This is a genomic window from Paeniglutamicibacter terrestris (assembly GCF_012271785.1).
Taxonomy (GTDB): Bacteria; Actinomycetota; Actinomycetes; order Actinomycetales; family Micrococcaceae; genus Paeniglutamicibacter; species Paeniglutamicibacter terrestris.
In genome coordinates, this window is the sequence record NZ_JAAWVT010000007.1 from 1 (window position 1) to 24,311 (window position 24,311).

27 protein-coding genes and 1 pseudogene are annotated in these 24,311 nt (G+C 57.0%); 16 read left to right on the forward strand and 12 right to left on the reverse strand.

The window, feature by feature from the left end:
* Positions 1-189: 189 nt before the first annotated feature.
* Positions 190-456 (forward strand): DUF7218 family protein, encoded by a 267-nt coding sequence (locus tag HED64_RS13730; RefSeq protein WP_168152610.1) that lies wholly within the window; start codon positions 190-192, stop codon positions 454-456.
* 549 nt (positions 457-1,005) lie between these two features.
* Here HED64_RS13730 and HED64_RS13735 read toward each other — a convergent pair.
* Positions 1,006-1,266 (reverse strand): GlsB/YeaQ/YmgE family stress response membrane protein, encoded by a 261-nt coding sequence (locus tag HED64_RS13735; RefSeq protein WP_168152611.1) that lies wholly within the window; start codon positions 1,264-1,266, stop codon positions 1,006-1,008.
* A 252-nt stretch (positions 1,267-1,518) separates the two neighbouring features.
* On the opposite strand from HED64_RS13735, the gene HED64_RS13740 reads away from it, so the two are divergent.
* The 5 genes from HED64_RS13740 (at position 1,519) to HED64_RS13760 (ending at position 4,441) form a co-directional block, all read left to right on the forward strand.
* Positions 1,519-2,196: a DUF6766 family protein gene (locus tag HED64_RS13740; RefSeq protein ID WP_168152612.1), complete on the forward strand. Its 678-nt coding sequence runs from the start codon at positions 1,519-1,521 to the stop codon at positions 2,194-2,196.
* 339 nt (positions 2,197-2,535) lie between these two features.
* A complete protein-coding gene (locus HED64_RS13745) occupies positions 2,536-2,718 on the forward strand; it encodes a hypothetical protein (protein ID WP_168152607.1) in 183 nt (60 codons plus the stop codon).
* An 87-nt stretch (positions 2,719-2,805) separates the two neighbouring features.
* Positions 2,806-3,732, forward strand: a complete 927-nt coding sequence (locus HED64_RS13750) for an SDR family oxidoreductase (RefSeq protein WP_168152613.1) — start codon at positions 2,806-2,808, stop codon at positions 3,730-3,732.
* A gap of 47 nt (positions 3,733-3,779) precedes the next feature.
* Entirely contained in the window at positions 3,780-4,037 is a 258-nt protein-coding gene (locus HED64_RS13755; protein WP_168152614.1) for a DUF4235 domain-containing protein, read from the forward strand.
* 137 nt (positions 4,038-4,174) lie between these two features.
* Positions 4,175-4,441: a hypothetical protein gene (locus HED64_RS13760; protein WP_168152615.1), complete on the forward strand. Its 267-nt coding sequence runs from the start codon at positions 4,175-4,177 to the stop codon at positions 4,439-4,441.
* Between the two features lie 146 nt (positions 4,442-4,587).
* Here HED64_RS13760 and HED64_RS13765 read toward each other — a convergent pair whose 3' ends face one another.
* The 5 genes from HED64_RS13765 to HED64_RS13785 all read right to left on the reverse strand — a co-directional run bounded on the left by HED64_RS13765 (position 4,588) and on the right by HED64_RS13785 (position 9,058).
* Positions 4,588-4,890: a hypothetical protein gene (locus HED64_RS13765; protein WP_168152616.1), complete on the reverse strand. Its 303-nt coding sequence runs from the start codon at positions 4,888-4,890 to the stop codon at positions 4,588-4,590.
* An 876-nt stretch (positions 4,891-5,766) separates the two neighbouring features.
* Positions 5,767-6,003 carry a hypothetical protein gene (locus HED64_RS13770; protein ID WP_168152617.1) on the reverse strand — a complete coding sequence of 79 codons (237 nt, stop codon included), beginning with the start codon at positions 6,001-6,003 and terminating at the stop codon, positions 5,767-5,769.
* Positions 6,004-6,291: 288 nt separating this feature from the next.
* Entirely contained in the window at positions 6,292-6,723 is a 432-nt protein-coding gene (locus tag HED64_RS13775; protein ID WP_342590729.1) for a DUF2177 family protein, read from the reverse strand.
* Positions 6,724-6,731: 8 nt separating this feature from the next.
* A complete protein-coding gene (locus tag HED64_RS13780; protein WP_245326004.1) occupies positions 6,732-8,534 on the reverse strand; it encodes an AMP-dependent synthetase/ligase in 1,803 nt (600 codons plus the stop codon).
* A 62-nt stretch (positions 8,535-8,596) separates the two neighbouring features.
* On the reverse strand, positions 8,597-9,058 hold the full coding sequence (locus HED64_RS13785) for a MarR family winged helix-turn-helix transcriptional regulator (protein WP_168152620.1): 462 nt from the start codon (positions 9,056-9,058) through the stop codon (positions 8,597-8,599).
* Between the two features lie 142 nt (positions 9,059-9,200).
* On the opposite strand from HED64_RS13785, the gene HED64_RS13790 reads away from it, so the two are divergent.
* The 3 genes from HED64_RS13790 to HED64_RS13800 all read left to right on the forward strand — a co-directional run bounded on the left by HED64_RS13790 (position 9,201) and on the right by HED64_RS13800 (position 12,636).
* On the forward strand, positions 9,201-10,121 hold the full coding sequence (locus tag HED64_RS13790) for a DUF1295 domain-containing protein (protein ID WP_168152621.1): 921 nt from the start codon (positions 9,201-9,203) through the stop codon (positions 10,119-10,121).
* Positions 10,118-11,749: an NAD(P)/FAD-dependent oxidoreductase gene (locus tag HED64_RS13795; RefSeq protein WP_168152622.1), complete on the forward strand. Its 1,632-nt coding sequence runs from the start codon at positions 10,118-10,120 to the stop codon at positions 11,747-11,749. The genes HED64_RS13790 and HED64_RS13795 overlap by 4 nt, the downstream gene beginning before the upstream one ends.
* Positions 11,750-12,096: 347 nt before the next feature.
* Positions 12,097-12,636: a VanZ family protein gene (locus HED64_RS13800; protein WP_168152623.1), complete on the forward strand. Its 540-nt coding sequence runs from the start codon at positions 12,097-12,099 to the stop codon at positions 12,634-12,636.
* 214 nt (positions 12,637-12,850) lie between these two features.
* Here the strand turns inward: HED64_RS13800 and HED64_RS13805 are convergent, their stop codons facing one another.
* Positions 12,851-13,207: a VOC family protein gene (locus HED64_RS13805; protein ID WP_168152624.1), complete on the reverse strand. Its 357-nt coding sequence runs from the start codon at positions 13,205-13,207 to the stop codon at positions 12,851-12,853.
* Positions 13,208-13,471: 264 nt separating this feature from the next.
* Between HED64_RS13805 and HED64_RS13810 the strand changes: the two genes are divergently transcribed.
* Together HED64_RS13810 and HED64_RS13815 are read left to right on the forward strand one after the other, a co-directional pair.
* Entirely contained in the window at positions 13,472-13,660 is a 189-nt protein-coding gene (locus HED64_RS13810; protein ID WP_168152625.1) for a hypothetical protein, read from the forward strand.
* A 427-nt stretch (positions 13,661-14,087) separates the two neighbouring features.
* Entirely contained in the window at positions 14,088-14,702 is a 615-nt protein-coding gene (locus HED64_RS13815; RefSeq protein WP_210149730.1) for a CPBP family intramembrane glutamic endopeptidase, read from the forward strand.
* A gap of 1,382 nt (positions 14,703-16,084) precedes the next feature.
* Here HED64_RS13815 and HED64_RS20280 read toward each other — a convergent pair.
* Positions 16,085-16,336: pseudogene (locus tag HED64_RS20280) on the reverse strand (type II toxin-antitoxin system HipA family toxin); the annotation flags it as partial.
* A 206-nt stretch (positions 16,337-16,542) separates the two neighbouring features.
* Here HED64_RS20280 and HED64_RS13820 point away from each other — a divergent pair.
* Positions 16,543-16,728 carry a CsbD family protein gene (locus tag HED64_RS13820; protein WP_168152626.1) on the forward strand — a complete coding sequence of 62 codons (186 nt, stop codon included), beginning with the start codon at positions 16,543-16,545 and terminating at the stop codon, positions 16,726-16,728.
* Between the two features lie 82 nt (positions 16,729-16,810).
* Positions 16,811-17,071, forward strand: coding sequence for a GlsB/YeaQ/YmgE family stress response membrane protein (locus HED64_RS13825; protein ID WP_168152627.1), 261 nt, complete (start codon positions 16,811-16,813; stop codon positions 17,069-17,071).
* Positions 17,072-17,248: 177 nt separating this feature from the next.
* Here HED64_RS13825 and HED64_RS13830 read toward each other — a convergent pair whose 3' ends face one another.
* Together HED64_RS13830 and HED64_RS13835 are read right to left on the reverse strand one after the other, a co-directional pair.
* Complete coding sequence (locus HED64_RS13830) at positions 17,249-17,941, reverse strand: sigma-70 family RNA polymerase sigma factor (protein ID WP_168152628.1); 693 nt, start codon at positions 17,939-17,941, stop codon at positions 17,249-17,251.
* Positions 17,942-18,147: 206 nt separating this feature from the next.
* Entirely contained in the window at positions 18,148-18,447 is a 300-nt protein-coding gene (locus tag HED64_RS13835; RefSeq protein ID WP_168152629.1) for a hypothetical protein, read from the reverse strand.
* Between the two features lie 363 nt (positions 18,448-18,810).
* Here HED64_RS13835 and HED64_RS13840 point away from each other — a divergent pair, with 363 nt between their 5' ends.
* Positions 18,811-19,455: a response regulator transcription factor gene (locus HED64_RS13840; RefSeq protein ID WP_168152630.1), complete on the forward strand. Its 645-nt coding sequence runs from the start codon at positions 18,811-18,813 to the stop codon at positions 19,453-19,455.
* A 656-nt stretch (positions 19,456-20,111) separates the two neighbouring features.
* Here HED64_RS13840 and HED64_RS13845 read toward each other — a convergent pair.
* Complete coding sequence (locus tag HED64_RS13845) at positions 20,112-21,326, reverse strand: glycosyltransferase (RefSeq protein WP_168152631.1); 1,215 nt, start codon at positions 21,324-21,326, stop codon at positions 20,112-20,114.
* A gap of 103 nt (positions 21,327-21,429) precedes the next feature.
* Here HED64_RS13845 and HED64_RS19910 point away from each other — a divergent pair, with 103 nt between their 5' ends.
* Entirely contained in the window at positions 21,430-22,197 is a 768-nt protein-coding gene (locus HED64_RS19910; protein ID WP_168152632.1) for a TetR/AcrR family transcriptional regulator, read from the forward strand.
* Between the two features lie 165 nt (positions 22,198-22,362).
* Here HED64_RS19910 and HED64_RS13855 read toward each other — a convergent pair whose 3' ends face one another.
* Positions 22,363-23,532 (reverse strand): IS30 family transposase, encoded by a 1,170-nt coding sequence (locus HED64_RS13855; protein WP_425351803.1) that lies wholly within the window; start codon positions 23,530-23,532, stop codon positions 22,363-22,365.
* Positions 23,533-23,699: 167 nt separating this feature from the next.
* Here HED64_RS13855 and HED64_RS13860 point away from each other — a divergent pair, with 167 nt between their 5' ends.
* On the forward strand, positions 23,700-24,272 hold the full coding sequence (locus HED64_RS13860) for a recombinase family protein (RefSeq protein ID WP_168152633.1): 573 nt from the start codon (positions 23,700-23,702) through the stop codon (positions 24,270-24,272).
* The last annotated feature ends 39 nt before the right edge of the window (positions 24,273-24,311 follow it).

Here is a 24,311-nt window from a genome sequence, read left to right on the forward strand (position 1 = left end):
CCCGTAGAAACGGCCTTGGATATGCGCTTTACTGGTCCCATCTAGGCGTCAACGCAACTGGAGACCAAGATCCCGGATCCCAGCTTTCTTTCCGATGGAACGATGGGGTTGTAGGTACTAGGCCGCGTCTTCGTTGACACCACGCGATGGATTTGCGGTCGAAGGTAGCGTCAAAATTGGAGGTCATGAATGCCCAAGCAAGATAATCAGCAGATCAAGGATGAAGAGCTTTACGAGAAATTGCGGGAGGAAGGAAACTCCAAGCAGAAATCGGCCCGTATCGCCAACGCGGCGGCGCGTGACGGGCGCAAAAAAGTGGCACAGCGAGGGGGAGAATCAGGAGATTACGAGGATTGGACCGTCCCTCAGCTCAGGACTAGGGCACGGGAGATTGGACTAAGGGGATATTCAAAACAGCGTAAGAGCCAATTGATTAATTCACTTCGAAATTCGTAGTGTGGTGCCGACGCTAGGAGGCCTTGCTAGCAACGCACCTGCCTGTGGTTGAATCTGAACCCGACGATGAACCCATTGATGAGCCCCTTGACGGACGGGATAGTCAAACGGTAGCCGAGGGAGCGTCCGATGGTCCGCGCACGATGGAATATCTGAATCCGTTTCAGGATGCTGAGCTGTTGGCGGGTGATCCCGTGGGTCATGAAGCCAGAGCGGAAGCGGATAAACTCCTGCACACACCACTGAAGGACCCGAACACTATCAAAACATCGAACGGTTCCCCAGCGACGCTGATTGAAATCTCCGGACGAATCGATCACCTATCCAAGCGGCCCGCGTGAAGGGGGATCTCTATGCTCGCTGCTCGACGATGACGGACACGCCGAGAGGAAATCAAGCAGTGATTGCGAGCTTCCTTCACCATGGCTGTAGTGCACGACGGGCGAGTCCTCCTGAAGACCACTGGATACAACGGGGGGACCGTGTGATGTCACTCGTAAGTGCAATGCCGGCTCCTACCTGAAGGGCCGGAGCCGGCACCTGCGCAATCTAGGCCCTTTTGCGCGTCACCAATCCCCAAATAACGAGGACGATCAACGAACCACCGATAGCTAGCAGCCACGTCGACAGTGACCAGAATTCGCTGATATTAACGTGGAACAGTGCGGAGCCAATCCAGCCACCAACCACTGCACCAACAACACCGAGTAATAGGGTAGCCAACCATCCGCCACCTTGTTCCCCTGGCTTGATTGCTTTCGCAATCGCACCGGCAATCAGGCCCAAAACAATCCAACCAATGAATCCCATGACTTTTCTCCGTTCGGATGAAGTGACGTCGTTCAGCATCTGGATGCGGATGCACGCAAAATATCATACAGCTCCGTGTCAGTTTTGAATCGTTTCCCGCCGGTCAACCTGACCTGCCCCAGGTGCCTTTACGCAGAGGGCGTCGGCCTTTATGCTCGCCCTATGAAGACTCAATTTGTCCTGTGGCTAGGAATAATTATCTTCGGTCTGACGTACATGACGATCGTGAGTTTCTCTGGGAGGTAATCGGCGATGAGGAAAGTGTTGCGCGAGCAAGGACTTAGCATCGTTTTTGCCCTGTTATTCGTATTCGCACTCCTTGGCCAATCATTTGCTGGGTTGGGTGTTCACAACGAGAATCAGCGTGCTCACGGCGCTTCCCCCATCGGCTACTGGGAGTTCGTGACCTCAAGCAATTTCGTGGTCGATGTGGCAGAAAACTGGCAGTCCGAATTTCTGCAGTTTTTCGTCTTTATTTTGGCAACCATATGGCTGATTCAGCGGGGTTCACCAGAATCAAAAAAGCCAGGGGACCAGGGTCCCGGTTCGGACCAGGACCAACTTGTCGGCAGATTTGCCCGCAGTCGCTCACCCGCCTGGGCGAAAGTCTCCGGTTGGCGCCGGGTCCTCTATTCCAATTCCCTGCTTTTAGTGATGGGAGGCGTTTTCGTGGTGTCTTGGTGGTTGCAATCTGTGTCCGGGGTTGTCGTCTACAACGCCGACCAGCTCGCACATGGTCAGAAAAGTGTCACGTGGCTGGGGTACGTAACCTCAGCGGACTTCTGGGATCGCACTCTGCAGAATTGGCAATCTGAATTCTTGGCAGTGGGCAGCATGGTCACGCTCTCCATTTTTTTGAGACAACGTGGATCAGCCGAATCCAAGCCCGTGGGAACGCCTCATGCCGAGACTTCCACCGAAGGCGAATAAAGAGTTCGGAGGGCAGAAGGCAACCGCTGTCGGAGGCGAAGCAAAATGATAGAGAGAAGCATCAAGGCCTTGCACACTGGCGCAGGGAACATTCTTTTGGTGTCTGAAGCAGGAATGCAGAATACCTGTTGCTTTAAGTCAATAACTCCGGGAACACCAGAATCTTGACCTGAGGCGCATTTCGCGACATGGTGGATATCAGGTGGTTTTGCTTCAAGATAATCGAAGCAACGCGAAATTCCGGACCTCGAGGTGGAAACCTCGCAGGGTTTCTTACCTCTCCCACCGCTCTTGTCCGACCTGTAAATCCGGATTTCCGGACGATGAAAGGAAGACATCATGACTGAATCAACGCATGAGGAAATCTCTGCTGAGAAGACTGCTGAAAAGCAGAAAGCCCAAGAAACAGACAAAATTTCTGATCCCGCCCTGAGTACCCAGAAGGGTCATGATTGGAGCGATGAAGGTGGAGCCACCGAGGATGGCCCCGCCATGGGAAACGAAGCTGCACCGGGTCGGTAGTTCCGGCGTTTCGGGAGCCTTCGGACTCCCTGTCAGCAAAAATCGCTGATCTGAGATTCACTGTTTCGCCTAGTAAAGGAGCCGCAGATGAGTACTGACAGTTCATTCGACAAAACCCCTTCCGAGGGGAACCAGGGGCCAGCTGACCCGACCACCCGGTATCCCAGAATTAGCCCACCGCAACAGCACCAGGCGCAACCTGGACTCGATTCGAAGCTCGAACCGTTAGCCGACCTAGGTGAGGACTCCTATGCAGGTTCCGGGAAACTTGCTGGTCGACGAGCCCTCATCACAGGAGCCGACTCGGGCATCGGCGCGGCCGTCGCCATTGCTTTTGCCCGCGAAGGAGCCGATATTGCCATGGCCTATCTTCCGAGTGAGGAATCCGATGCGCAGCGAGTTGCCGGGATCCTCAGGGCAGCGGGAAGAACTGTGCACCTCCTCCCGGGAGACTTGCTTGAGGTGAACTACCGCAATGGCCTAGTTCGTGACGCCGCCAAGGCCTTAGGCGGGCTGGACATCCTGGTCAACAATGCTGGCAAGCAAGTGAGTGTCGAGAGCCTCGAAGAGCTGAGCGACGAACAACTCCTAACTACCTATCAGGTGAACATCTTGTCGATGTTTACGCTGAGCAGGGAAGCTCTGAGCTACCTCCAACCAGGGTCGAGCATCATCAACACAACCTCGATTCAGGCCTATGATCCCTCACCCCACCTGCTTGACTATGCGTCCACGAAGGCTGCAATCAACAACTTCACTAAGGGGCTCGCTGCCCAAGTAGCCCCGCGTGGCATTCGGGTCAATGCTGTGGCACCGGGCCCGATTTGGACTCCTCTTCAGCCCAGCAGTGGTCAACCTATCGAAGCATTGCCGGAGTTTGGGCATGACACGCCCTTGGGTCGTGCCGGCCAACCAGCCGAACTCGCTCCCGCCTATGTATTCCTGGCCTCAGCCGAGTCAAGTTACGTTGTCGGGGAAACGCTCAATGTCAATGGTGGAAAGGCCAGCCCCTAGACGGGTTTATCAACGCACATGCCGCAAAAGACCAGGAGTTGAGAAACATGAACTTGATTGCGAAAGCAGTAGGAACCCTCGCTTCATTACTCGCGGGACTCCTGGGAGCCAAGATCGTTGGCTCCCTGTGGAAAAGAACCACGGGCGAAGAACCCCCCACGCTGGCAAACCCCGAAGTGCAACAGCGGGCCAACATCGGCAAAGTTTTAGCCTTTGCCGTGATCTCCGGTGCCAGCGCGTCGGTCATCCAGGCAGTCACCAAGCGATGGACCAAGAGAATCGGCCAATCTTCCACAGGTTCCTGAAACCTTCCAGAACAGAACCGGTTCTGGAGTCACGAGGGAAGACCTGCCGAAGGCAAGAAGCGCGCCGGAGGTAGCCTGGCCCAGCCTCAATCTCTGGATTCGGCCCGAGACGGAAATTTCCTATTGAGGAGCAACGAATGGATGACAAAGAAACACCCAGAAGTGGCAAACGTTTCCTGGCCCGCCGAGGAGTCGGCCTCGCCATCTCCGGAGCGCTGATCGCTGCCCTGTTCGGGATTTTTATGAGCATTGACCAAATGACCGGTGAAGGATGGAAGAGCCCCATGCTGGTCGGAGTTCTTCTCGGACTGATCATGCTGGTATTCGGGATCTATCGTCTGGTCAAGGGCAACAGCAGCCTGGACTATCCCCAGGGAGGAACCAACAACGAACCAGAGACCTAGCATCTCGTGGTGTCCTATGTGCTCGATGTCCCTTGGCGCCCTTTTGGTCGGGGAGTAGAGGTTCTTGAAGTTCGCGTACCGAACTGCAAAACGTCCTAGATCTCGATTGGGAAGCGAAAGTGCGCCCGACTGCCAACGCCGTGTGGTCACGATGGCCGAGCGTGCTGGGATGGTTCTATTGACCATTCAGCATGTTGAAGCTTTTTGGCAGTCGCCCGCGCTTTGAGTAAATGGAGATCGTCCATGGTGGCGGCGCCGGCCGCAAGCCGCCGATCAACGAAGTCAGCCGCCGAGGTTTCTAGGTTCGTCTCAAAATCGAACAACGTAGCTCTAAATCCATGAAGAAGAGCGATGTCGTCGGAAACCGTTGAGCAGCTCACGAGGTTCGAATGTTGTTGTGCCTGATCAAGTTGGACCTTGTCTTCACCCATGATCTTTTCATCAAACACGACGATTCCGCGTGCGGGTTTTTCGATGCATCATCTTGCACCTTGAAATATCAGATTGCACTACCTTTCCGACGGGTGGCGCTTCGAGCTGAACGCTCTGCGGAACGCCTTAGTTAATCAATCACCGTGCCGTCGTCTGGTGGAACAGCGGCACTCAGGGTGTCGTGGATATCCAAGACGAGAGAACCGATTAGAAGATGGCCGAGGTTCCGGCCGAAGGGCCGCCGAGTATGTTGGACATAAGCGCTAGCGACAGGAGCAGCCCAGCGAACCCATATTGGACCGGGATGAAGCCACTTGCCCACCGCGCCGACTGCATTAGTGTCCACGGAACAAAAGTGGAGCAGATCGCCACGACGAACGTGTCGATCTGCCTGGGGGTCCTTCAAAACCGGAGTACGAATTGAACACTGTGTCCAGGATCGCGATTAGAAGAACGGTCATGGCACGGGCTGCGAGGACCACCAACAACTGAACTAAAGAATAAGATCTCGTGGCGGCCCACTTGAGTTCGGGGAGACATAAAATTGATCCAGCAAGTAGCCCTCTCACCGAACCGCCGAGTTCCGTGGATGCGGTTTCGCCCAGAGATTCAGCCCAACCCATCGCGTTCCCTTGGAACGCAGATCCAAAGACGTATGTGGATTCCTCTTGTGGCTACTTTCTACCGTTGGAATGTTCGTCATGGTCACGATATTTGCCACTGAGGTAAATACCAGATTGAAAGTTCTTGGGACTGTCGATCAGTTGGTGAAAACAATACCGGTATCGTTTTAGTCAATCTTCTGCACCGACAGGGTTCGTTCATTGCTGGGAGGCACTGTGGGCGATACATTTTCATGAAGCCAGGCTGCGAGCGGTCCCGATACCGTTTAGCTAGTCGTCCCCAGAGCCCTCACCGTTCGCAGCTTCCTCTATCCAATCAACGGCCTGATCCGAGAGCATAAATTCCTCAGCAATATTGCCCGCGACCCATGATGCTTCTGACGTGAGGGGCCCCGCCACAGCCGCGATCTGATCGAGAATGTTTGGCGGCACAAGGTCTCCGTTATTGTCAATTAACCACTGCCGAGTCGAAGAGTTCAGAAGTGGCCACCAGCTCTCAATATTCATGCCTTCATTCTGACAGCTGAGGGGTCGGTCGGAGTTCCAGAACAGGTGTTTTTCTGCTTCAAGAAGCTGCAGCCCCGAAAGGAGGTACTCGGAAGACGTCCTTTGCTGTGTTTCGATTGGCTGTGGACCGCAGAGGTAGCCTAGCCGTGCCCGGGACTCACTCCAAGAACTCTGGCCGGACGCTTGGTGTCAACCACTCATCTCGGGGTTAAAAACCGGGATGCAGGTGAACGACAAACCAATGACAAGACCGGGCCGAAGCGAGAATTTGTCCTGTCGTTCGGATCACTAGTTTGTCATTTGTGAACGGTGTCTTTTCTTGTTTAGGTGCCCGGACAGCACAAGCGCAAGCCAAGTGACGAAGCCGGAAATAGAAGTACCCCAAAGAATATCCGTGATGGCAATTATCGTGGGAAAGTCTCTGAATATCGTGAGCGCGGTTAGCGCCCATGTCGCATAGGTGAATAGGCCGAACAGCGCTGCGCTAGCCACCTTCTTGCGCAGCGATAGCTCTGGGTTATTGGGCCGGATGCCGTAGTGAACGATTCCGGCGATATAGATGAAATAGAAAGCTATGGCTCCCGAAAAGTTGGGTTCAGGTGCGAGTAAGTGCCCCAGGTGGTTTTCGTATTGGTGCCTCGCCACGGAAATAATCCAAAGTCCGTCGAATAGCGCGAAAATTAATCCGGCGAATGCGTAGTACAGCAGCCATTTCTTCACCCTTATACTCACATTTGCTTCCCAGTATCGGCGTATATCTTTTCCACAAAGAACCGGGATCGTTCGATGAATTTGTCGCGCTTGAGTTTCATGGTCGGTGTGACGATTTCGTTCGATTCGCTCAGGTCGCTAAGCAGTACGACAAATTTTCGAACTTGCTCGCTACGTGCAATCTTTGCGTTGGCAGCGCCGACTGTCTTGAGGATGACTTTAATCAGTCGTTCATCATCGATCTCAACGGCTCCACCGTCCTCCGGAATTCGCAATCGGGCTATGTCGGTGATGCCTTCGCGCGTCGCCCACTCTTGAACAGATTCTGGGTCGAGTAGTACTAAGCCACCAAGGAACGGCTTTCCTTCGCCGACCATGACTGCATGTGCAATGAGCGGATCGCTTTCGACGTAGCCTTCCCAAATGGTGGGGGAGACCGTCTTGCCGCCTGCAGTGACGATGACGTCCTTGATTCTTCCCTTGAGGGTAAGACGGCCAACTTCATCGAACTCGCCGAGGTCGCCAGTGCGAAAAAATCCATCGATGAAGGCATTCGCGTTGTCCGTGGTGTTGGAGTATCCGGCAAATACACCAACGCCACGAGCAAGAACTTCTCCCTCGTCCGACAATCGGACGGTAGTTCCGGGCATCGGGACTCCAACGGATCCTGATCTAATTGACCCGGGCATATTTCCGGTCAGCGGAGCTGTTGTTTCCGTGAGTCCGTATCCCTCTATCACGGGCAGGCCGATGCCGCGGAAGAAGAGAGAAAGTTCGGCATCCAATGCCGCAGCCCCGGATAGTAGGTAGTCCAGGCTCCCGCCGACTAATTTTCTCAGTCTCGTATAGAAAAGGCGGTCAAAAATGGCATAGCGTATCCGAAGACCGAGTGTGGCCTTGGCCTCGGGATTGGTCTCGAGGGTCTCGGCCAGCCTTCCCCACTCGATTGCGGTGTCCTGTGCCAAATGCCAGATCGGCCCGAGATGTTTCTGGGCAGCAGCTGCCGCTGCTGAAGCCTGGATTTTCTGCAAGACACGGGGAACTACCACCAAGAAAGTGGGCTTTAGGGCCGCTAAGGATGGCACTACTTCCCGAGTGTCGGCTAGATGCGCGATCCGCATACCGTTCGCCAGACAGGTCAGCTGAAGGCCGCGTGCCAGGACGTGCGCCATCGGGAGGAAGATTATGGTGTTCCCCGATTCCTTGACCACCTCCTTGTAAGCGGCAGCGACGTTCAGAACCTGACCTACAAAGTTGCCGTGCGTGATGAGCGCTCCCTTGGGTGCTGCTGTTGTCCCGGATGTGTAGACAATGGTTGCCGTCGATTCGAGGGTTGCCATGAGCCGTCGTTCCTCCACGACGCTGTCGGCTACGCTTTTGCCGTCGTCAACGAGATCTTCCAGATCCGGTTCGGCCCGGGCGTCCATAGTCCAGATCTTTGAGACGGTGATTCCGGCCTGCTCAAATCCCCGTTTCAATGTCGAGGCTTGTTCACGGGTGCCTGCAATCGCGCTACTCACTGACGCATCGAGTAGGATCGCCGCCACTTGCTCGACTGCCGAAGTTTCGTAAATTGGAACAACAACGGCGCCGGCGAACCACGCAGCCATGTCCGCCAAGGCCCATTCATACCGAGTGGGCGACATGATGGCCAACGATTCTCCGGGCTGAAGACCTGAGGCAATGAACCCCTTGGCCAAGGCCCGTACCTCTTTGACGAACTCACTAGTGCTCACCTGGCGCCATGGGTCAGTGACGGCACCGTCGGGGGAGCGGATCTCGAAGGCTATATGTTCGGGCGAAGTCTTCAGGCGCTGCATGAGCAAATCCGTCGCGTTCTGGTGAATGGACGGTACAACCAAGAGCGGCGTAGTGAACTCTCTCATAGGGCTTCCTTCTGTGAAAGGGTCTGCAGGTGGTCACGCATCAGTTCTTGGGTAACGCCTAGAAAGCTGGTTATGCCTACCCTCTGGTCTGGGGCTAACTCCTGCAGGTACCCATCAATTGCGGTTGCAAGTGGGAAAATTAGGTCCAGAATCTTTTGAGACGACGCCGGTACCGCGCTGACAAGGACCTGACGACGGTTCACTACGTTCCGCTCTCGTATTGCGTGGCCGTGCAACTCGAGTCGGTTGGTTATAGCAGTGGTGGTGGCAGCGGTGGAACCCAGCTCCTCCGCGAGTTTCCCTGCTGTCATCGGCCCGAACTGCGCTAGTACCGAAAAAGCGCGGTAATCGGTGAGAGTCAGGCCCAAACTCGCGGCGATTTCTCGTTCGCTCTCACGGACGAGGGCGTACAGGCCCTGCAGGGTCTCAATAACAGAAGGCGAAGGCGCAGCGCACATATGGTTTCCTAAAATTCGCTAACTAGGTTTATAGTCAATACTAATTGATCATCAAACACAATTGAACAAGCTGGCCTGCAGGAAAGAACCGTCGCGGAAGCCCGTGCCGGTATCTGGACTGCATGCCTGAAGGGAACGCCAGATGAAGGACAAAAAGCTTAGGACGCTCATCGCCCTACCCGTGGTGGTGCTTGTCGGCGCCCTGCTTGCACTTGCCGGCAGTGACGGTGGTGCATTAATGGGACCAATTCCCGTCTTCACTCTTGCCGTTGCCGCGGCCTTTCTGATCCAATGGATCGCCTTCATTCCGTCGTTCCTGAATCAAACGGAAAAATACTACGACCTAACCGGCACCCTGACCTATACGGCAATCACTTTGCTGGTTCTCTTTGCCGTTCCCGAGATTCATGGCAGGTCTCTGCTGCTCGCATTCATGGTCCTGGCGTGGACTCTAAGGCTGGGAAGCTTTTTGTTCCGGCGCATCAGCAGAGCAGGCAAGGATGATCGTTTCGACGAGATTAAGCCGTCCTTTGTCAGGTTCTTAGGTGTCTGGACCATTCAGGGACTCTGGGTTACCTTCACGGCTGCCGCCGCCTGGGTCGCGATGACGTCAAATAACCCTGGTGCTCTGGATGGTTTCGCACTCGTCGGATTCATCATTTGGGGCGTGGGTTTCAGTTTGGAAATAGTAGCCGATCAGCAGAAGGCACGTTTCAACCGCGAGCCCTCCAACAAGGGACAATTTATCGCCACAGGCCTATGGTCCAAGTCGCGCCACCCAAACTACTTCGGTGAGATTCTGCTGTGGGTCGGCGTCGCCATCGTTGCCTTGCCCGCATTGCAAGGATGGCAGTGGGTCGTGGTGATTTCACCGGTGTTCGTTGCCCTGTTGCTCATCAAGATTAGTGGTATTCCACTCTTGGAAAAGAAGGCCGATTCGAAATGGGGCGGCCAGGTTGATTACGAGGCTTACAAAGAAAACACCCCCGTGTTGATCCCCAAAATTCTAGTTGGGACACGAAATTCGAGGATGGTTCCCAACCGAAAAAGGAACATGCCGTGAAAGTCATTGTTATTGGCGCTGGAATAGCTGGACTCCGCGCCGCAGGATTGGCCTCCGAACAAGGGCACGATGTCACGGTCCTGGAAACTTCACAGAGAGTCGGTGGCCGCGTCGATACCGAACTGGTTGACGGATTCCGGTGCGACAGGGGGTTTCAACTTATAAATCCCGGCTACCCGGATGCCCGGCGAGCCCTTAACCTTCAGGACTTGGACCTCCATGCGTCAGGACGCGGTGTCGCGGTTCGGCATGAGTCTGGTGTTCAGATCTTAGCGGACCCTTTCAGGCACCCTTCGTACCTCAAAGGGCTGTTCAGCGGCACGTTGAAACTAGCCGACCTTCCTGCAGTACTTCGGTGGAACCGCATTGCACGCGTCGAATCGATGACACTGCACCAAGCCATCGAAGACGCTGGTTTCTCTGCGCCCTTACGCAAGGTCATCGAGAGATTCTTATCGGGCGTGGTGGCAGATTCGGATCTTAAAACCGCGGCCCCCTCCGCTCGAACATTGGCCTGGTATTTCGCCAAGGGGATCCCGTCATTGCCGGCGCAAGGGATGTCGGCCGTGGCACATCAGCTGGCCGAACCTCTGATGGAAAACATCCGATTCTCCATGACTGCGCAATCTCTCACGATCCACAACGGCCAAGTGACAGTGGTCTGTACCTCGGGCGAAGAGCTGAAAGCGGATCGGGTGGTGGTGGCCACAGGTCCCCGGGCCAGCGCCCGGCTCACTGAGCAGCCTGAGCCGACCATGAATTCCTTGACCACGTGGTGGTTCGATGCACCTCGTCGACCCAGTAAGTTGCCATTTCTCTACCTTGATGTCCGAGAGGGTTCCAAGCTGAGTCATACTTCAGTGATCTCCAATGTGTGCCCGTCGTACGCACCTGCCGGACGTCATCTCGTACAAGCCACTGTTGTCGGTGCGCATGACTTAACTGACAGCGAAGCCATGGCCCAATCGGCCAGCATCATGGGGGTTCAGGATCCCGACTGGAAATTGCTCGTGCGCCACGAAGTTCTCGATGCATTGCCCTCTATAGAGCCCGGGCATCGTCCGCTGACTAGCAGGATCCCTGGCGTGATCATAGCTGGCGACACTTCAGAAGCATCCATTCAAGGCGCATTGGCCAGCGGAGTTACCGCCGCACACGCACTTCCCAATACCCGAGTATCCATCAATGCGCGTGATTCCTTCAACGATACGTTCACCCTTCAGATTCGCTGTAAAGGCGACGCCAAGGAGGTATGGGATAAGGTCACCGACTTGGATAGTCATACGAGAGCCATTCCCCTCACCACGGTGACACCAGCACAAGGGCGGATGACCGATGGCCTGCAATTCGTCGCACTCACGTCCTTCGGGCCAGTAAAAATGGCAGACCGCATGTTGGTGCGCCGGGCCGAGGCACCTGCTGGGGAAAACCCGGGACGTCTAAACGTGTCAAAATTCGGTCCAATTGCAGGTGAAGTCGAGGCCAGTTTCGAGCAGCAAGGTTCAGAAGTCGTCATCGTTTGGCGACAGAGCCTCCGGCCTGCATGGCTGCCACGCTGGCTCAGACCCTTTGGCACCGTTGTTGCACGAGTAGGTTATGGCGTTGGACTGCGTAAACTACTGACTTGAGAACTTCTTCGCCGAAGATTGACTGCACGTTAGCCACGGTCCATGTTGCTGACCTTGGCACCGTTCGTCATAGTATTTTTTTGATACCGGGTTTGCAGACGATGAGCCATCGGCGGCACCAGAGGATTGTCCCTGGGCAGCTTCGGGCGTTTAGGCCAGACGTTGCCAGGAACGAATGGAGCCAGCCGAATGAAGGGCCAAAAAAGTCCTCTTCAGCCAAACGCAGCGTCAGCGCCCCACACTAGGTTGCTGAACGCCGTCGGCCCCCGGCAAGGCGAGACATCAGCCAGACGTCGGTGGGTCAACTCAAAGTATCTCCATAGTTTATGCAAAGGCCCAGAACCACCATGTACCGCAGCTTTGGCTATCTCATCCCCCTGTTCCTGGTCGGGGTTGTGCTATTGACGGCAGTCATGCTGGTGGTGAATTGGAAGAAGGTCCGGACACGGAAGATCGACTGGCCGCGGCTATTCCTCGCGTGGTGCATCCTTGCCTGGCTCCTGGGCCTCGGTCTCATCACCCTCATGCCGACTTCCGGGGTGATAGGGGAACGTGCTATATCGCTGGTGCCCCTGCAAGAACTCATCCTTCATGGAACGGGGGTCGGCTACTCGGTCCTCAAGGAGGGGGCGGCAAACATCTTCTTGTTCGCGAGCGGTTCGGTCGCCTTGTCCCTGTATGGGCGGGCATCCGCACTCCAGACCGCGCTCGTGGCCACGGGAATCGCACTGGTGATCGAAGTGCTGCAATACGCATTGGCTCTCGGACGCATCAGCAGCATAGACGACGTTTTGTGGGCCTTCACCGGCGGCCTGCTTGGAAGTGCCGTTGGCGTCCTCCTTCGGAAACGCGCCACGGCGAAGACTAGGTCAGAGGCCCGCCTCTAGGAATCAGCGGCGGGCCTCTGACATTGTGCGCTTAACCCGGCGTCCGCGGCTCAATTCGTGGTCCGTTTGCCGAACGCTCTGCGGGACGGTTCGCCGAGCCCGGCGGGGGATCTTCAACGGGTCTGGATGCAGTCGGCTGAGCCCGTCGTTGAGTCCGAGGAGCCAGTGAGGCCGTGGACGGGAAAGCTGGTGTCGCCCGCGGTACTGCGCGATGTTAGTGGTCGCGGTGCTGGGCGATGTTTAGCACTGACCCGTCGGGTGCGCGGACGAAGAATCGGCGAATTCCCCACGGCTCCGTGGTCAGGGGATGAACAACCTCGTAGCCGCGTCGACGGGCCTCAGCGTAGGCATCGTCGACATCATCGACTTTGACGGTAAGCAGGGGGTTCTCGGACGCCGTCGCATCACGGGATACGAGCTGGATGTGCTCCCCGGAGTTGGGCACGATAAAGCGGGTGACCCATTCGAGGCCCAAGTCCTCTGCATCGAGCCCGAGGTAGTCCGCGTAAAAGGCCCTCGCTTCCATTATGTCGGGCACCGTGAGGTCTATCGTCACGCGGATGACGTGCATGGGCTTCTCCAGTCGTCGATGTTCCTCAAGCGTCCCGCTCGAACCGATGGATGTCCACCGCCGAGGACTCAACGACAGTCGGGCCAGCCTGTGGCAGGTGTTTGTGCACGACAAATCCGACAATCGCGGTTATTGCGCGATCCTCTTAAGAGGAGCCTTAACCGGGCAGATATTAGGATCAGGCGTACCTAGGGCCAGCGAAGTCTGGAAAATAGCACGTAGACTCACGGAGAAGCTCAGTTCTGCTTCGATGGAGGTCACGTAATGCCGAAGATTTACCGCAGTGCTCCGATAATCGTCATGGTAGTTGTCTTGATTGTCTTCGCTTTCACTCAGTGGCTTCCACTGCTGTTATTGCTTCCCGCGGGTGCCGCGATGATGCTCGCCGGTAAAGACGAATTCACGAATAATCTCCACCAGAAATCTCGCGAAAGCGAGCCTCCGTATGAGTAACCCGGCGATTAGGCGACGTGGCAACGTTTCCCTCAACGCCCGGAGCTCGCGCTGCGGCTGCATCGCCGTTTGAGGAACCTTTACCGGGACGGTCCGGCCTAGATCAAAGTCACCTCCTCGCTGGCGTTTCCACACTCGCGTGTTGAGGAAAGGGGCTTCTGCCTTTTTTCACTAGGAGAATCTTGGGCGTCAGTAGTATTTTTGCTGTAAGCGGCAACGAGCAGCAGGTTCGGGCCACGCCACCTAGATCCCTCAAGGAGCCACCATGGCATCCTAAGTACTCCCACAGTCTAAGAAACGATTCGGACGCCTCATCGAACGCAATGACGGTCGAGATTTTCCCTTCTACGATGGCGCCCCCATCGACGTTGCAGGTTGGAAGTGGGCTCTCATTATTCTTGCCTGTGTGGCTGGAATCGGGACACTCATGTTCTACCCATCACACAATGACCTCCAAGCGCTGGTCCCGCGGATTCTGTTCCTCGCAATTCCCCTGACGGTGTTCATCGGCTTTACCGGCAAGTACTGGAAAACGCTCTTCAAGAAGCCAAGCGCCATGGACTACCTGAGCATGCTCGGCTTCTGGATTTTGAACTTCGCTGTTTCGGCAGCAGTCGGCGTCATCGTTATGACTGTCTTCGGAGCGAATGCAAATCCCTCAACCAACGGTCTTCTCGAGGGCGGTCCTGTCCAAATCATTGCGTTCTACGTAGGAACAGGCATCCAGCTCCTTGGCGAGGAAATGTTCACGATCCTGCCGTTCCTGGGGATCATGTACCTGCTGTACACCAAGGCCAAGCTCTCCAGAAACACGTCCGTTATTCTGGCGTGGCTGATTACCGCGGTAGCATTCGGCGCCGTCCATTTGCCCACCTATGGTTGGAACTTCGCTCAAGCGTTCCTAGTGATCGGTGTTGCTCGGCTGATACTGACGCTGGCATTCATGAGGAGCAAAAACATCCTCGTTTCGTATGGGGCTCACGTCTTGAACGATTGGGTGATTTTCACGTTTGCATTGGTTGGGGCTGCCGCGGCAGCCTAGCTGTGAATCTGAGGGTTCCTGCGTGGGCAGCTGATCGTGAACTTTTGCTGCCAGTCTGAACTCATTCTTCATGGCGCTTGGCCATGGTGTCCTTGCCGGGCGCCTTGCATGGTCGCCAATTGAGAGTTGAGGCGAGAAATTCGAGCCCTCGATACCTGCAAATCGCCGGAACCTAGCAGGACCACTACGACTATCGAGTTCATCTAAAGGAAGTAGTGAGCTTGGCCTGACCGCAATCATTCTCCGAATCAGTCGGGCGGGCCACCACAAAACCGTAGCAATGAAGGCCTTGAGTACACCTACTCTTCATATATTCGCGCTACTGATTTTTCATCCCTTAAGTCGGTGATCTAACGGCACTCGCCCGTCTACGACAATTAATTAATGGACTTTCTGGATTCATAGGAAAGTCGACCGTCCCGGAGACATTATGCGGAGGAATGTGCGCTGACGGAGCATCAAACAGAACGCTATGTGGGCAGCAGACCGTAATCGGGCCGTGCGCAGAACTGCCCCGGGTCAAAGAGGGTTTCTGCGTCGGACCGAAAGATTGACTTTCGCCGTCCCGGGCCCGTCAACGTGGAGGGTCGAGTTCCGTGGCGCTTTCCTGCGCTTGCGTCCTGGCACGGTTCAGGCGGATTTCATTGTTGAATGGACGGGGGCGACGTCCAGCAGGGAAGCGCTGGTCAACCAATGCTCCGCCCACGAAGCACTTCCGCGATAAAGCCCGAGGTCAAATGTCCACGGTATGTGTCCAAGAGCGAGGTCTAGCGGCGGGAGCTTTTCGTGCGGAGAGGTCGCAGAGACCTTGTATGCAAAGCACAACGGGGTCGGGGAATAACGTGGTCTGGACTCAGGTTTGGGACTAAACGTTGCTTGCTCCTGCCTGCGAGGTTGTGGCGGGCCGTTCTACGATATTGGCGCCTGCGGGTGCTAGGTTCAGTTTTCGCGACGAGTTTTCGCTCTCGAACCCCTTGGACAAAGCCCCTAGGGCATCCGAGTTCACGGCCGATGAAAGCGCGTCTTTCCACTAGTGCGACACGGCACGCACGAGGGACTGGATCCGCAGCATGGCTTCATTCTGCCTCAGGCGGAAACTGTCGGCTTCTTTAACCAGCGACCTGACATCCCTGTCCTCGGGGTCATCCTCCGGTGTCAGCGGAGTGTTCGAATTTCTGTGAAGGTATGGGTTCACAACACATGAGGGGGAGTGGCGCCAACTGGTGCCGTCATGCAGCATGCCGTAATGACGCATGTGCTCATCCATGTTGTTGACCAGGACGGCGAGGGCAGCGCGGCAGAACATTTCATTGGCGTGCTGTCGGGGGGCTATTCGAAATGCTGGTGAGGCGTCTGGCCGGGGTGGCGTAGTCCGGTTGTTTTTAGTCGGCGCTCAGGAAGGCGTGCTTAGAGCTCATATACGAGCCGCGACGCTTTCCTTCCCTATCGAATCGGTGGGTCAGAAAGATGGATTCGTCCTCTCGGAGAGGGAAGGTCCATGAGTCCTGGACTCGGAACTCGGCCCATCGCAGCAGCTTGATCATGGCGAGTTCCCATGCTGAGACATCCCGATTCTCGGAAGTCTTTGGGAACTTGGCCAAAAGCAGGTATTGGTCGTTGCCTCGCACTCGCGCCTTGGGCTGCGCCCTTGGCGCCGCGCTCGGCTTCTGTTATCCCATTAGCGGTGAAAAGCAGGTTTTTGAGGCGTAGATGTTTGAAGATCCCATTTCGGGGAATTGTAGTAGTTGAGGCTCGCGGCGCCCCTGCCGCGTAGCCCGTGAACAGAACCAGGTGAGGGTCTTTGGGCCCTATCCACTTTAGTTCCTTGAAGGAGACAACCATGAGTGCCGCAGATAAGTTTGAGAACAAGGCCGAAGAACTCAAGGGCAAGGCCAAGGAGCACATCGGTGCAGCGACAAACGATCGCGATCTTGAAGCAGACGGCCAGGCCGACCAGGCCAAGGCCGGCATCAAGCAGGCCGGCGAGCACGCTAAAGATGCTGCCAAAGACATCACCGGTCACTGATCCCCGCGGGGACACTTGGGCGGGCCAGAATTCGGCTCGCCCCCACTCGCCCTGAGAAGGCGAACAATAAAGGAGTTAGTTCATGAGTTTTATCGCGTTCCTGATACTGGGACTCATCGTCGGTGCAATTGCAAAAGCCATTTTGCCCGGCCACCAACGTGGTGGCATCCTGATCACCATGCTTCTGGGAGTCGTAGGCGCCCTGCTTGGCGGATGGATCGGTGGGGCGATCTTCGGCGTCGGGCTTGAGAACTTCTGGAGCTTGCAGACATGGCTCGTTGCCATCGTAGGGTCCCTCGTTGTCCTCGGCATTTACGGCGCCGTCGTTCGCCGCCGCGCCTAAAAAAGCCGATGGGCAGGGGACTGCAGCCAGCACTGCAGTAAACGAAGAAAGTCACAATGAACTCTCTTGACCTGCATCTGCGCCCCCACCCAGGCAATAGTGAAACACGTTCCCCGGCCCATGTCCTCTGCAAAGGACGCGGGCCGGGGAACAACAATTTGTACCCAGCGTGGTCACTTACATTATCGCTGGCTCGGTTAACCGCCGCCCGAGCCGTCCAAGCAACTGCCGGAGGTGGCGGGATATCTGCATTTGGCTGACACCGATCTCTTGGGCAATCTGTCCCTGTGACAGCTCAAGGACGAAGCGCAGATAGAGCAGCCGGCGGTCTTCCATACTCGCGTCCCTAAGAGCAGCTTCCACGATCATTTCTTGCTCGATGCGTTCATAAGCGGGGTCATCCACCCCCAGAACGACGTCGTGCACTCGGGGCTTAGAGCTTGTTGAAGAATCGTTGTGTTCGAGCTGTTGGGCAACCATGGCCATCTCCGCCAGCAAGGCGAGGGTTGTTTCCTTCTCTGATAGGCCGGAGGCCGTGCTCAGATCGGAGGTAGAAGGCTCCCGGCCAAGGCGCTGCGTCAGTTCTGGACGTAAGTGCTTGATCTTCAGCGTGGCCTCCTGAATTGCCCTCGGAGGTCGCACCGCCCAGGAATGGTCCCTGAGATGTCGCTTCAGCTCGCCGTTGATAGTTGGCACGGCAAAGGCCACAAACCCATAATTCCCTGCCTCGTGGTACCTCCTGGCAGCCTTTACGAGACCAAGCCTGGCCACCTGTTGGAGGTCTTCGGCCTCACACCCCGGGGCGCGATATCGGCGTGAGAGGGCGTCGGCGAGGCTCATGAACTGAAGCACCAACTGATCGGTGTTCATTCCGCCTTCTAATTCTCCAGAAACTGGTGGGCGAGACATGCGGCTGGACGTTGTCCCTGGTGCAGACTCCTGCAAAGCAGCTCCGGGATTAGAGTCACGCAAACGTGGAGAAGTTCGGGTGCTTTCATTGGTTGAAGTCTGATTCGTTTCCCGAATTTCCGGGTCTTGAGGTCGGGCATACTTGAGAACGCGCCCGTTCGCCGCGTTCAGCGGGCTGCCTGACGAATCGCGGCAAGCTGATCATCGTGGATAGGGTATCCGTCCCAGCTGCCAGGGTTATCAGGTTGGAAAACAGTCTTGTCAGAAAATGTTCTGTGGCGGTGCCGTCCGGAAGCAACAGCCCACAGCACCCGAACGCGGTTCCCCTTGCGGGCCACTTCGTATCCGTGGATCTCTATGCCGGCATCGATGACCACCACCTTCGTGCCCTCTGACAGTAAATCAGTAGGTGACTGAGTGAGGGCGGGATCAGCTTGACACCGAGCGGTCGGTTGGCTGGTTGTCATCGGCATTCTTTGGCTACCGCTTCATTGGCGGAGCAAACGGCGGTAGCCGGCTCCGACACATGTGCAATATGTGGGCTATTGAGTGCGCGTCCGTCCCTGTGCAGCGCCACCACGATTCTTTCCTCACGTCGGAATACGGTGGCGATCTCTCCGGGGTACGTAGCCATGCGGCGCTGGTTTTCGACCAGCGCCAGCTGCACGATCCGTTCCCGAACACTCGCGTGTGTGAGACCTCCGTCCTCCGTTATGGCCTTTTTCATGGTTTGTGTTGATTCCATCCCCGAAGCGTATTGCTCAAGAGGGGTTAACTTCTTCACCCCTAGGGGTGGACTTGCATGCCCACAATTGCCCTACAGTGGAGGCATGGAAAGCCTTCGCGTAGCACTAATAGATGACTATGAAATCGTGCTTCGAGGGCTGGAGATGATGCTTCGTTCTTACGGTGACACCCTTGAAGTCGTGGAACTCGACCTTAATAAGAATGTGGACACACCTGTCCACCTCACGCTTTACGATACGTTTGCCGCAACCCCCGGAGACGGTGCCGATGTCCATGAACTGGCAAGCAATCCCTTGGCAGGTAAAGTCGTTGTCTATTCTTGGGACCTCGATGAAACGCGGATCAAGGCCGCATTGGCCAACGGCGCCAGCGGGTACCTGTCCAAAGGCTTGCCCGCGGCACATCTAGTCAGCGCGCTCCACGAAATCCACAGGGGCGAAGGCAAGGTCTTCCATGGATCCAGCGGCCAAGGGAAGTCGAGCCTGGGTGACTGGCCCGGCCGTGAAGAAGGCCTCACTCAACGGGAGGCTGAGGTGCTCGCACTGATCACTCAAGGTTTGACCAATGCCGAGATCGCCGACAGGGCCCGGTTATCCATCAACACCGTCAAGACATTTATCCGCAGCTGCTACCGCCGCATAGGGGTCACCGATCGGTCCAATGCGATGCTCTGGGGTCTTGAACACGGATTCTTTCCCGACCACAAACGGGTCCAACCGCGCCGATGAGACCTGTGATTTTCTGACGCAGACGGTCCGAAGTCCAGAAATTGAACCCTTTGTGAATCGCGGAGCACTTTTGCAGTACCGTCGTTTTTTCACCGACGTCTATGGGCGGCCGCAGACTCGGGCGCGCAGTTGATGAGATACGGCGTCTGTTCAGGACGATGCTTTGGTCGATGCTGGTTGCCGGGCCAGAAGCCGGCGGGGGTTCATCTCACTGTCCTTGAGTGTCCCGCCAACGTCCAGCCGGATGCGCATTGGGCACTCCAGCGTGTAGTCGCATCGCTCGGCGGTCGCCATGATCCTTTGTTTCGGAGACTACCCGAAGCCGCTGCTGCCCTGCGCTCCGCGCCGAAACGTTGGGCCAGGGTGGCAGCGGCGGTGGTCTTCCTTGACCGGATATTGAGTTCCTGCGCCAGTACTTTCCCAAGGCACGGATTTATCCGTGCCTTAACGGAAGCGGCTGCTGGAATTCACCGCCGAGCTCAACCCCGGCTCCGCAAGATCCTGAATGGAATCAGCGCCGCACAAGCCATGGAACGGCTACTACCGGTGCCATGGAAAACCCCTAGTGCGAAAACCGGCTGAATTCGCCGATAGGTTCATGCGACATGGGTATGGAAGGTGCCCTACGAACGATCGATTCCGGTGCCTCAGTACAATTACTGTCCAGCGACTCGCAGCGCTGCCGCAACGGGTGCGGTTCCGTCTTCCGCTGCCAGTACTGCAGCCAACATACGTGATTTTGTGGCATATTCCGGATTCGCAGTAGCGCGCTTGATGGTGTCGCTTAGGCGTTCGGTACTCAACTCCTTGTAGGGGACCGGTTCTGGGCCTGCGCCGAGAGCCGTGATTCGGCCGGCCCAGAACGGCTGATCCGTGAATATCGGCACACTGACCGTCGGAACTCCGGCGCGCAGCCCTGCCGCGGTGGTCCCTGCCCCGGCGTGGTGCACCACGGCAGCCATCTGTGGGAAGAGCCATTCGTGAGGAACCGCTCCGATGCTGAGCGCGTCGGGCTCGGAGACTTCCTCCACACCCTGTAAGACCGCACGGATCCCCGTGCGGCGAATTGTCTCAAGCATGAAATCAGCGTCCATCGCTTCGCTGCTACCGAAGCCGATGAAGACCGGTGGGGGTCCGTCCGCAAGGAATTCACGCAGCTCAGGGGATGGCCGCCAATCCGGATCGACTTTCGGCCACCAATAGCCGGTGGTGACAAGTCCGGACCGCCAGTCTGACGGGCGCGGGAAAACACTGGAGCTGAAGCCGTGGAGGACGGGGTGATTTGCCTTTCTGCGTTGCCGTTCGGCTGCAGGCCGTGATTTCTTATCCAACCCAAGGGCGAGGCGGATGCGGGCGCTCGGCGCGTCGTAGGGTGCTTTGCCGGCGACGATCAGTGAACCGAGGAGCTTGTTGCCGATCGGGCCCAAACTTCTGGCGATGCCCAGAAGCACGGGAGGGTAGGCCGAGCTCGGTTCGGTCGGTTGCAGGTGGGCTCCAATGACTGGAATGTCGAGAGCCTCGGCCATGTCGTAGGCGTAAGGCGCTATCGAATTGGCCAGAATCACGTCGGCACCGCGCTCTGCTGCAGCAAGTGAACCAGTGGCGGCCAGCTCCATGTAGTCGCCAAGTTCGCTCATGTACCTTCTCAGATCCGAGCTTGTCGCCTTCTGGCCTGGGGGAGCAGGGTTTACCAGGTGACTCATGTCTCCAGGGAGTTCGCGGTACTCGCACCCGGCCGTGGTGATCAATGGGGCATGGGCGGCATTGGCGGCGATGGCGACATCGAAGCCCAACGCTTGAAGCCTGCTGCCAAGCCCCGCCATCGGGGCCACGTCACCTCGGGTCCCGGGTGTAATCATGAGTACTCGCATGCTGGTTCTCATTTCACTTGATTGCGATCACTGTTCGCAGTTAAAGTTATAGTGAAATGTACGGAGTAGCAAATCCAAGCGAACGAAAGAAGGTTGATCAGGAGTGCCTCCCCATGACCCTATTAATGTCTGGCGGCGTCCGGAGCGTTCCGCCGTCGGACCGAAACCGGAACACTCGCGCGCGCGGATCGTTGCGGCGGCAATCGGCATCGCGGACCAAGAAGGTATGGCAGCGGTGTCCATTCGTCGAGTGGCAGCCAGCATCGGTTCCGGAGCGGCATCGCTTTATAGGTATGTGAGATCCCATGACGAACTAGTTGAATTGATGATCGACACTGTTAGTGGCGAATTCGACCTAACACCTTCGGCTGAACCTGCGCGAAGCCAGCTGCTAGACCTAGCGCGTCAGGGGCGGATCATCATGCACAGACACCCGTGGCTTGCTCCGCTGCTCCTGGCCCGCCCCTCCATGGGGCCCAACTCTTTGGAGTATCTGGAACGTGCTTTATCAGCCTTGGAAACGGCAACAATGTCCGGTCCTTCAAAGGTCCAGACTGTCGCCATGATGACGGCCATTGCCTCTGCCTTCGTGCAAAATGAGCTGGCATCAGCGGCCGGCTCCGGTTCCGGGGGTATCACTTTAGACGCAAAAGATCGCGCGCAGTATATGTCCGAGGTGGTTCAGTCCACGAAGTACCCGCTACTGGCCGAGGCGCTCAGCGAACAACATGAGCCCGCGGGTCCTGACGCAATGTTCACTCATGTGATGACCACCTATCTAGTCGGCGCAGGTGTTCCCGCTGGGGCAGGTCTCATCCAAGGCCACAACGACCGGCGACCCGGACCGAGCAAAACCACCAACTCGAACTAAAAGTCACGGCCCTTAGGCAGGCTCTGGCACGAATTTCGTGAAACGAGGAGCAGTGGCCGCGATCTGTTCTAGTGCGGGAACACCACTCGCAGCGACCGCAGTGAATGCTCGAAGTCGTCTGTACCGTCTATTTTCGTCCACATGGGGAACGGCGGATTCTGGCGGTCATTGCAACAGGAGGCTTCCGATCATCTCGATCGGCTTCCTGAACTCTAGCCGCTTGCGTGGCCGGTCGTTGAGTTCGGCGGCAACCCAGTCGAGGTCTTCGGCGCTGTGGATGCCCAGGTCCGTGCCCTTGGGGAAGTACTGTCGCAACAGCCCGTTGGTGTTCTCGTTGATGCCTCGCTGCCAAGGCGAATGCGGGTCGCAGAAGTAGATCTCCATGCCGGTGTCCATCTTGACGCTCTTCCAGGACTGCATTTCGATGCCCTGGTCCCAGGTCAGGGAATGGCGCAGCGATTCGGGCAGGGTCTTGATCTTTGCGGTCAGCGCCTGACGCATCTGTTCGGCCTTGTATCCCTGGGGCAGGTGGACGAGCATCGTGTAGTTGGTGTTGCGCTCCACCAGGGTCCCGATGGCGCTCTGGTTGCCCTTGCCGATGATGAGGTCGCCCTCCCAGTGCCCCGGGACGGCGCGGTCTTCCACTTCTGCGGGGCGTTCGGAAATGTTGATCATTCCCGGGATCCGGTTCTTGCGCTGGCCGGCCTTGCGGCACGGCTTGCGCACGGCCCTGCCGGTACGTAAACACGCGGCCAGATCGCGGTTCACGGCGCCGCGCGACTGGACGTAGAGGGACTGGTAGATCGTCTCCGGGGACACCCGCATCTCCTGTTGGTCGGGGAACCGCAGGCGCAACCGCCCCGCTATTTGTTCCGGTGAATACTTCTTGGCAAGGTCCTCCTCGACTATTCCACGCAACACCAGATTCGTGTGAAGCTTGGCGGGTTTGGGACGGGAGGCCCGCTCGTAGGCCAGCACGTGGGCCGAGGTCGCCCGATACTCATTCCCCGCTTTAGTGTTGCGGCGCAGCTCCCGGGACACCGTCGAGGCGGAGCATCCGATCGCTGCTCCGATCTTCCGCAGGGACTGGCCTTGGGCACGCAGGATGGCGATCTCCTCACGCTTTTCAAAGGTCAGGCAGCGGCCCTTGAGGTTCCTGCCTCGGCGGGGACGGACACCGCCGGCGGCGGCCAGGACGGTGCGCCCGGTGCGTCTGCTGGTGTTCAGGGGAATGACGGCGTCGGTGATGAAATCACCTGCCTGCATTCCTGCCCAAAAGACCTGCAGAAGATCTGGTCGGTAAAGGATTGAATATTTTCCCATGTCAACACTCATTCACTAAGTGTTGCAATCACCGCGCGAACCCAAGGATCCTCCACCGCGACACCCGACTGGCAAAAATCCGCCGGTCAAATACGTCGAAAATTCAAGGAACCCTGATTCGCGTATGCCCGGCCCGATAAACTGTCTCGCCAAGGTGACATAAACGCTACACTCGAGACATGTCACCACACTTGGTCGGGTACGCCCGCGTCTCCACCAACCAACAGGACCTCTCCTCCCAGCAGGCCGGCCTCAAGGCGCTCGGCGTCCCGGATGATTTGGTCTACGTCGACCATGGACTCACCGGGCGAAACCGCGAACGCCCCGGACTCCAGCAGGCTCTCGCCGCCTGCCGGGCCGGCGACACCCTGGTGGTCACCAAGCTCGACCGACTCGCCCGCTCCCTGCCCGACGCGCGCGACATCGTCGAGGACCTCACCAAGCGCAACATCAAGCTAAGCCTCGGCGGATCCATCCACGACCCCACCGACCCCGTCGGCAAACTCCTCTTTAACGTTCTGGCCATGGTCGCCGAATTCGAATCCGACCTCATCCGCGCCCGCACCCGCGAAGGCATGCAAATCGCCAAGGCCAAGGGAAAACTCCGCGGCAAGCAGCCCAAGCTCTCCAAAGCCCAGGAAAAACACCTCGTCGCTCTCCACCACGGTGGCAAACACACCAGCGCCGAGATCGCCGAACTCTTCGGCGTCGCCCGCAGCACGGTATACCGGATTGTCCAGCGAACGATGTAGTGCGGTGCCCTACCCAACTGGCATGGAATCGAGCCATGG

Excerpts from the sequence above, each read along its gene's own strand:
- HED64_RS13730 (WP_168152610.1), top strand. The coding sequence starts at position 190 with ATGCCCAAGCAAGATAATCAGCAGATCAAGGATGAAGAGCTTTACGAG.
- HED64_RS13735 (WP_168152611.1), bottom strand. The coding sequence starts at position 1,266 with ATGGGATTCATTGGTTGGATTGTTTTGGGCCTGATTGCCGGTGCGATT.
- HED64_RS13740 (WP_168152612.1), top strand. The coding sequence starts at position 1,519 with ATGAGGAAAGTGTTGCGCGAGCAAGGACTTAGCATCGTTTTTGCCCTG.
- HED64_RS13745 (WP_168152607.1), top strand. The coding sequence starts at position 2,536 with ATGACTGAATCAACGCATGAGGAAATCTCTGCTGAGAAGACTGCTGAA.
- HED64_RS13750 (WP_168152613.1), top strand. The coding sequence starts at position 2,806 with ATGAGTACTGACAGTTCATTCGACAAAACCCCTTCCGAGGGGAACCAG.
- HED64_RS13755 (WP_168152614.1), top strand. The coding sequence starts at position 3,780 with ATGAACTTGATTGCGAAAGCAGTAGGAACCCTCGCTTCATTACTCGCG.
- HED64_RS13760 (WP_168152615.1), top strand. The coding sequence starts at position 4,175 with ATGGATGACAAAGAAACACCCAGAAGTGGCAAACGTTTCCTGGCCCGC.
- HED64_RS13770 (WP_168152617.1), bottom strand. The coding sequence starts at position 6,003 with ATGAATATTGAGAGCTGGTGGCCACTTCTGAACTCTTCGACTCGGCAG.
- HED64_RS13780 (WP_245326004.1), bottom strand. The coding sequence starts at position 8,534 with ATGCAGCGCCTGAAGACTTCGCCCGAACATATAGCCTTCGAGATCCGC.
- HED64_RS13785 (WP_168152620.1), bottom strand. The coding sequence starts at position 9,058 with ATGTGCGCTGCGCCTTCGCCTTCTGTTATTGAGACCCTGCAGGGCCTG.
- HED64_RS13790 (WP_168152621.1), top strand. The coding sequence starts at position 9,201 with ATGAAGGACAAAAAGCTTAGGACGCTCATCGCCCTACCCGTGGTGGTG.
- HED64_RS13800 (WP_168152623.1), top strand. The coding sequence starts at position 12,097 with ATGTACCGCAGCTTTGGCTATCTCATCCCCCTGTTCCTGGTCGGGGTT.
- HED64_RS13805 (WP_168152624.1), bottom strand. The coding sequence starts at position 13,207 with ATGCACGTCATCCGCGTGACGATAGACCTCACGGTGCCCGACATAATG.
- HED64_RS13810 (WP_168152625.1), top strand. The coding sequence starts at position 13,472 with ATGCCGAAGATTTACCGCAGTGCTCCGATAATCGTCATGGTAGTTGTC.
- HED64_RS13815 (WP_210149730.1), top strand. The coding sequence starts at position 14,088 with ATGTTCTACCCATCACACAATGACCTCCAAGCGCTGGTCCCGCGGATT.
- HED64_RS13820 (WP_168152626.1), top strand. The coding sequence starts at position 16,543 with ATGAGTGCCGCAGATAAGTTTGAGAACAAGGCCGAAGAACTCAAGGGC.
- HED64_RS13825 (WP_168152627.1), top strand. The coding sequence starts at position 16,811 with ATGAGTTTTATCGCGTTCCTGATACTGGGACTCATCGTCGGTGCAATT.
- HED64_RS13830 (WP_168152628.1), bottom strand. The coding sequence starts at position 17,941 with ATGAACACCGATCAGTTGGTGCTTCAGTTCATGAGCCTCGCCGACGCC.
- HED64_RS13835 (WP_168152629.1), bottom strand. The coding sequence starts at position 18,447 with ATGACAACCAGCCAACCGACCGCTCGGTGTCAAGCTGATCCCGCCCTC.
- HED64_RS13840 (WP_168152630.1), top strand. The coding sequence starts at position 18,811 with ATGGAAAGCCTTCGCGTAGCACTAATAGATGACTATGAAATCGTGCTT.
- HED64_RS13845 (WP_168152631.1), bottom strand. The coding sequence starts at position 21,326 with ATGCGAGTACTCATGATTACACCCGGGACCCGAGGTGACGTGGCCCCG.
- HED64_RS13855 (WP_425351803.1), bottom strand. The coding sequence starts at position 23,532 with ATGAGTGTTGACATGGGAAAATATTCAATCCTTTACCGACCAGATCTT.
- HED64_RS13860 (WP_168152633.1), top strand. The coding sequence starts at position 23,700 with ATGTCACCACACTTGGTCGGGTACGCCCGCGTCTCCACCAACCAACAG.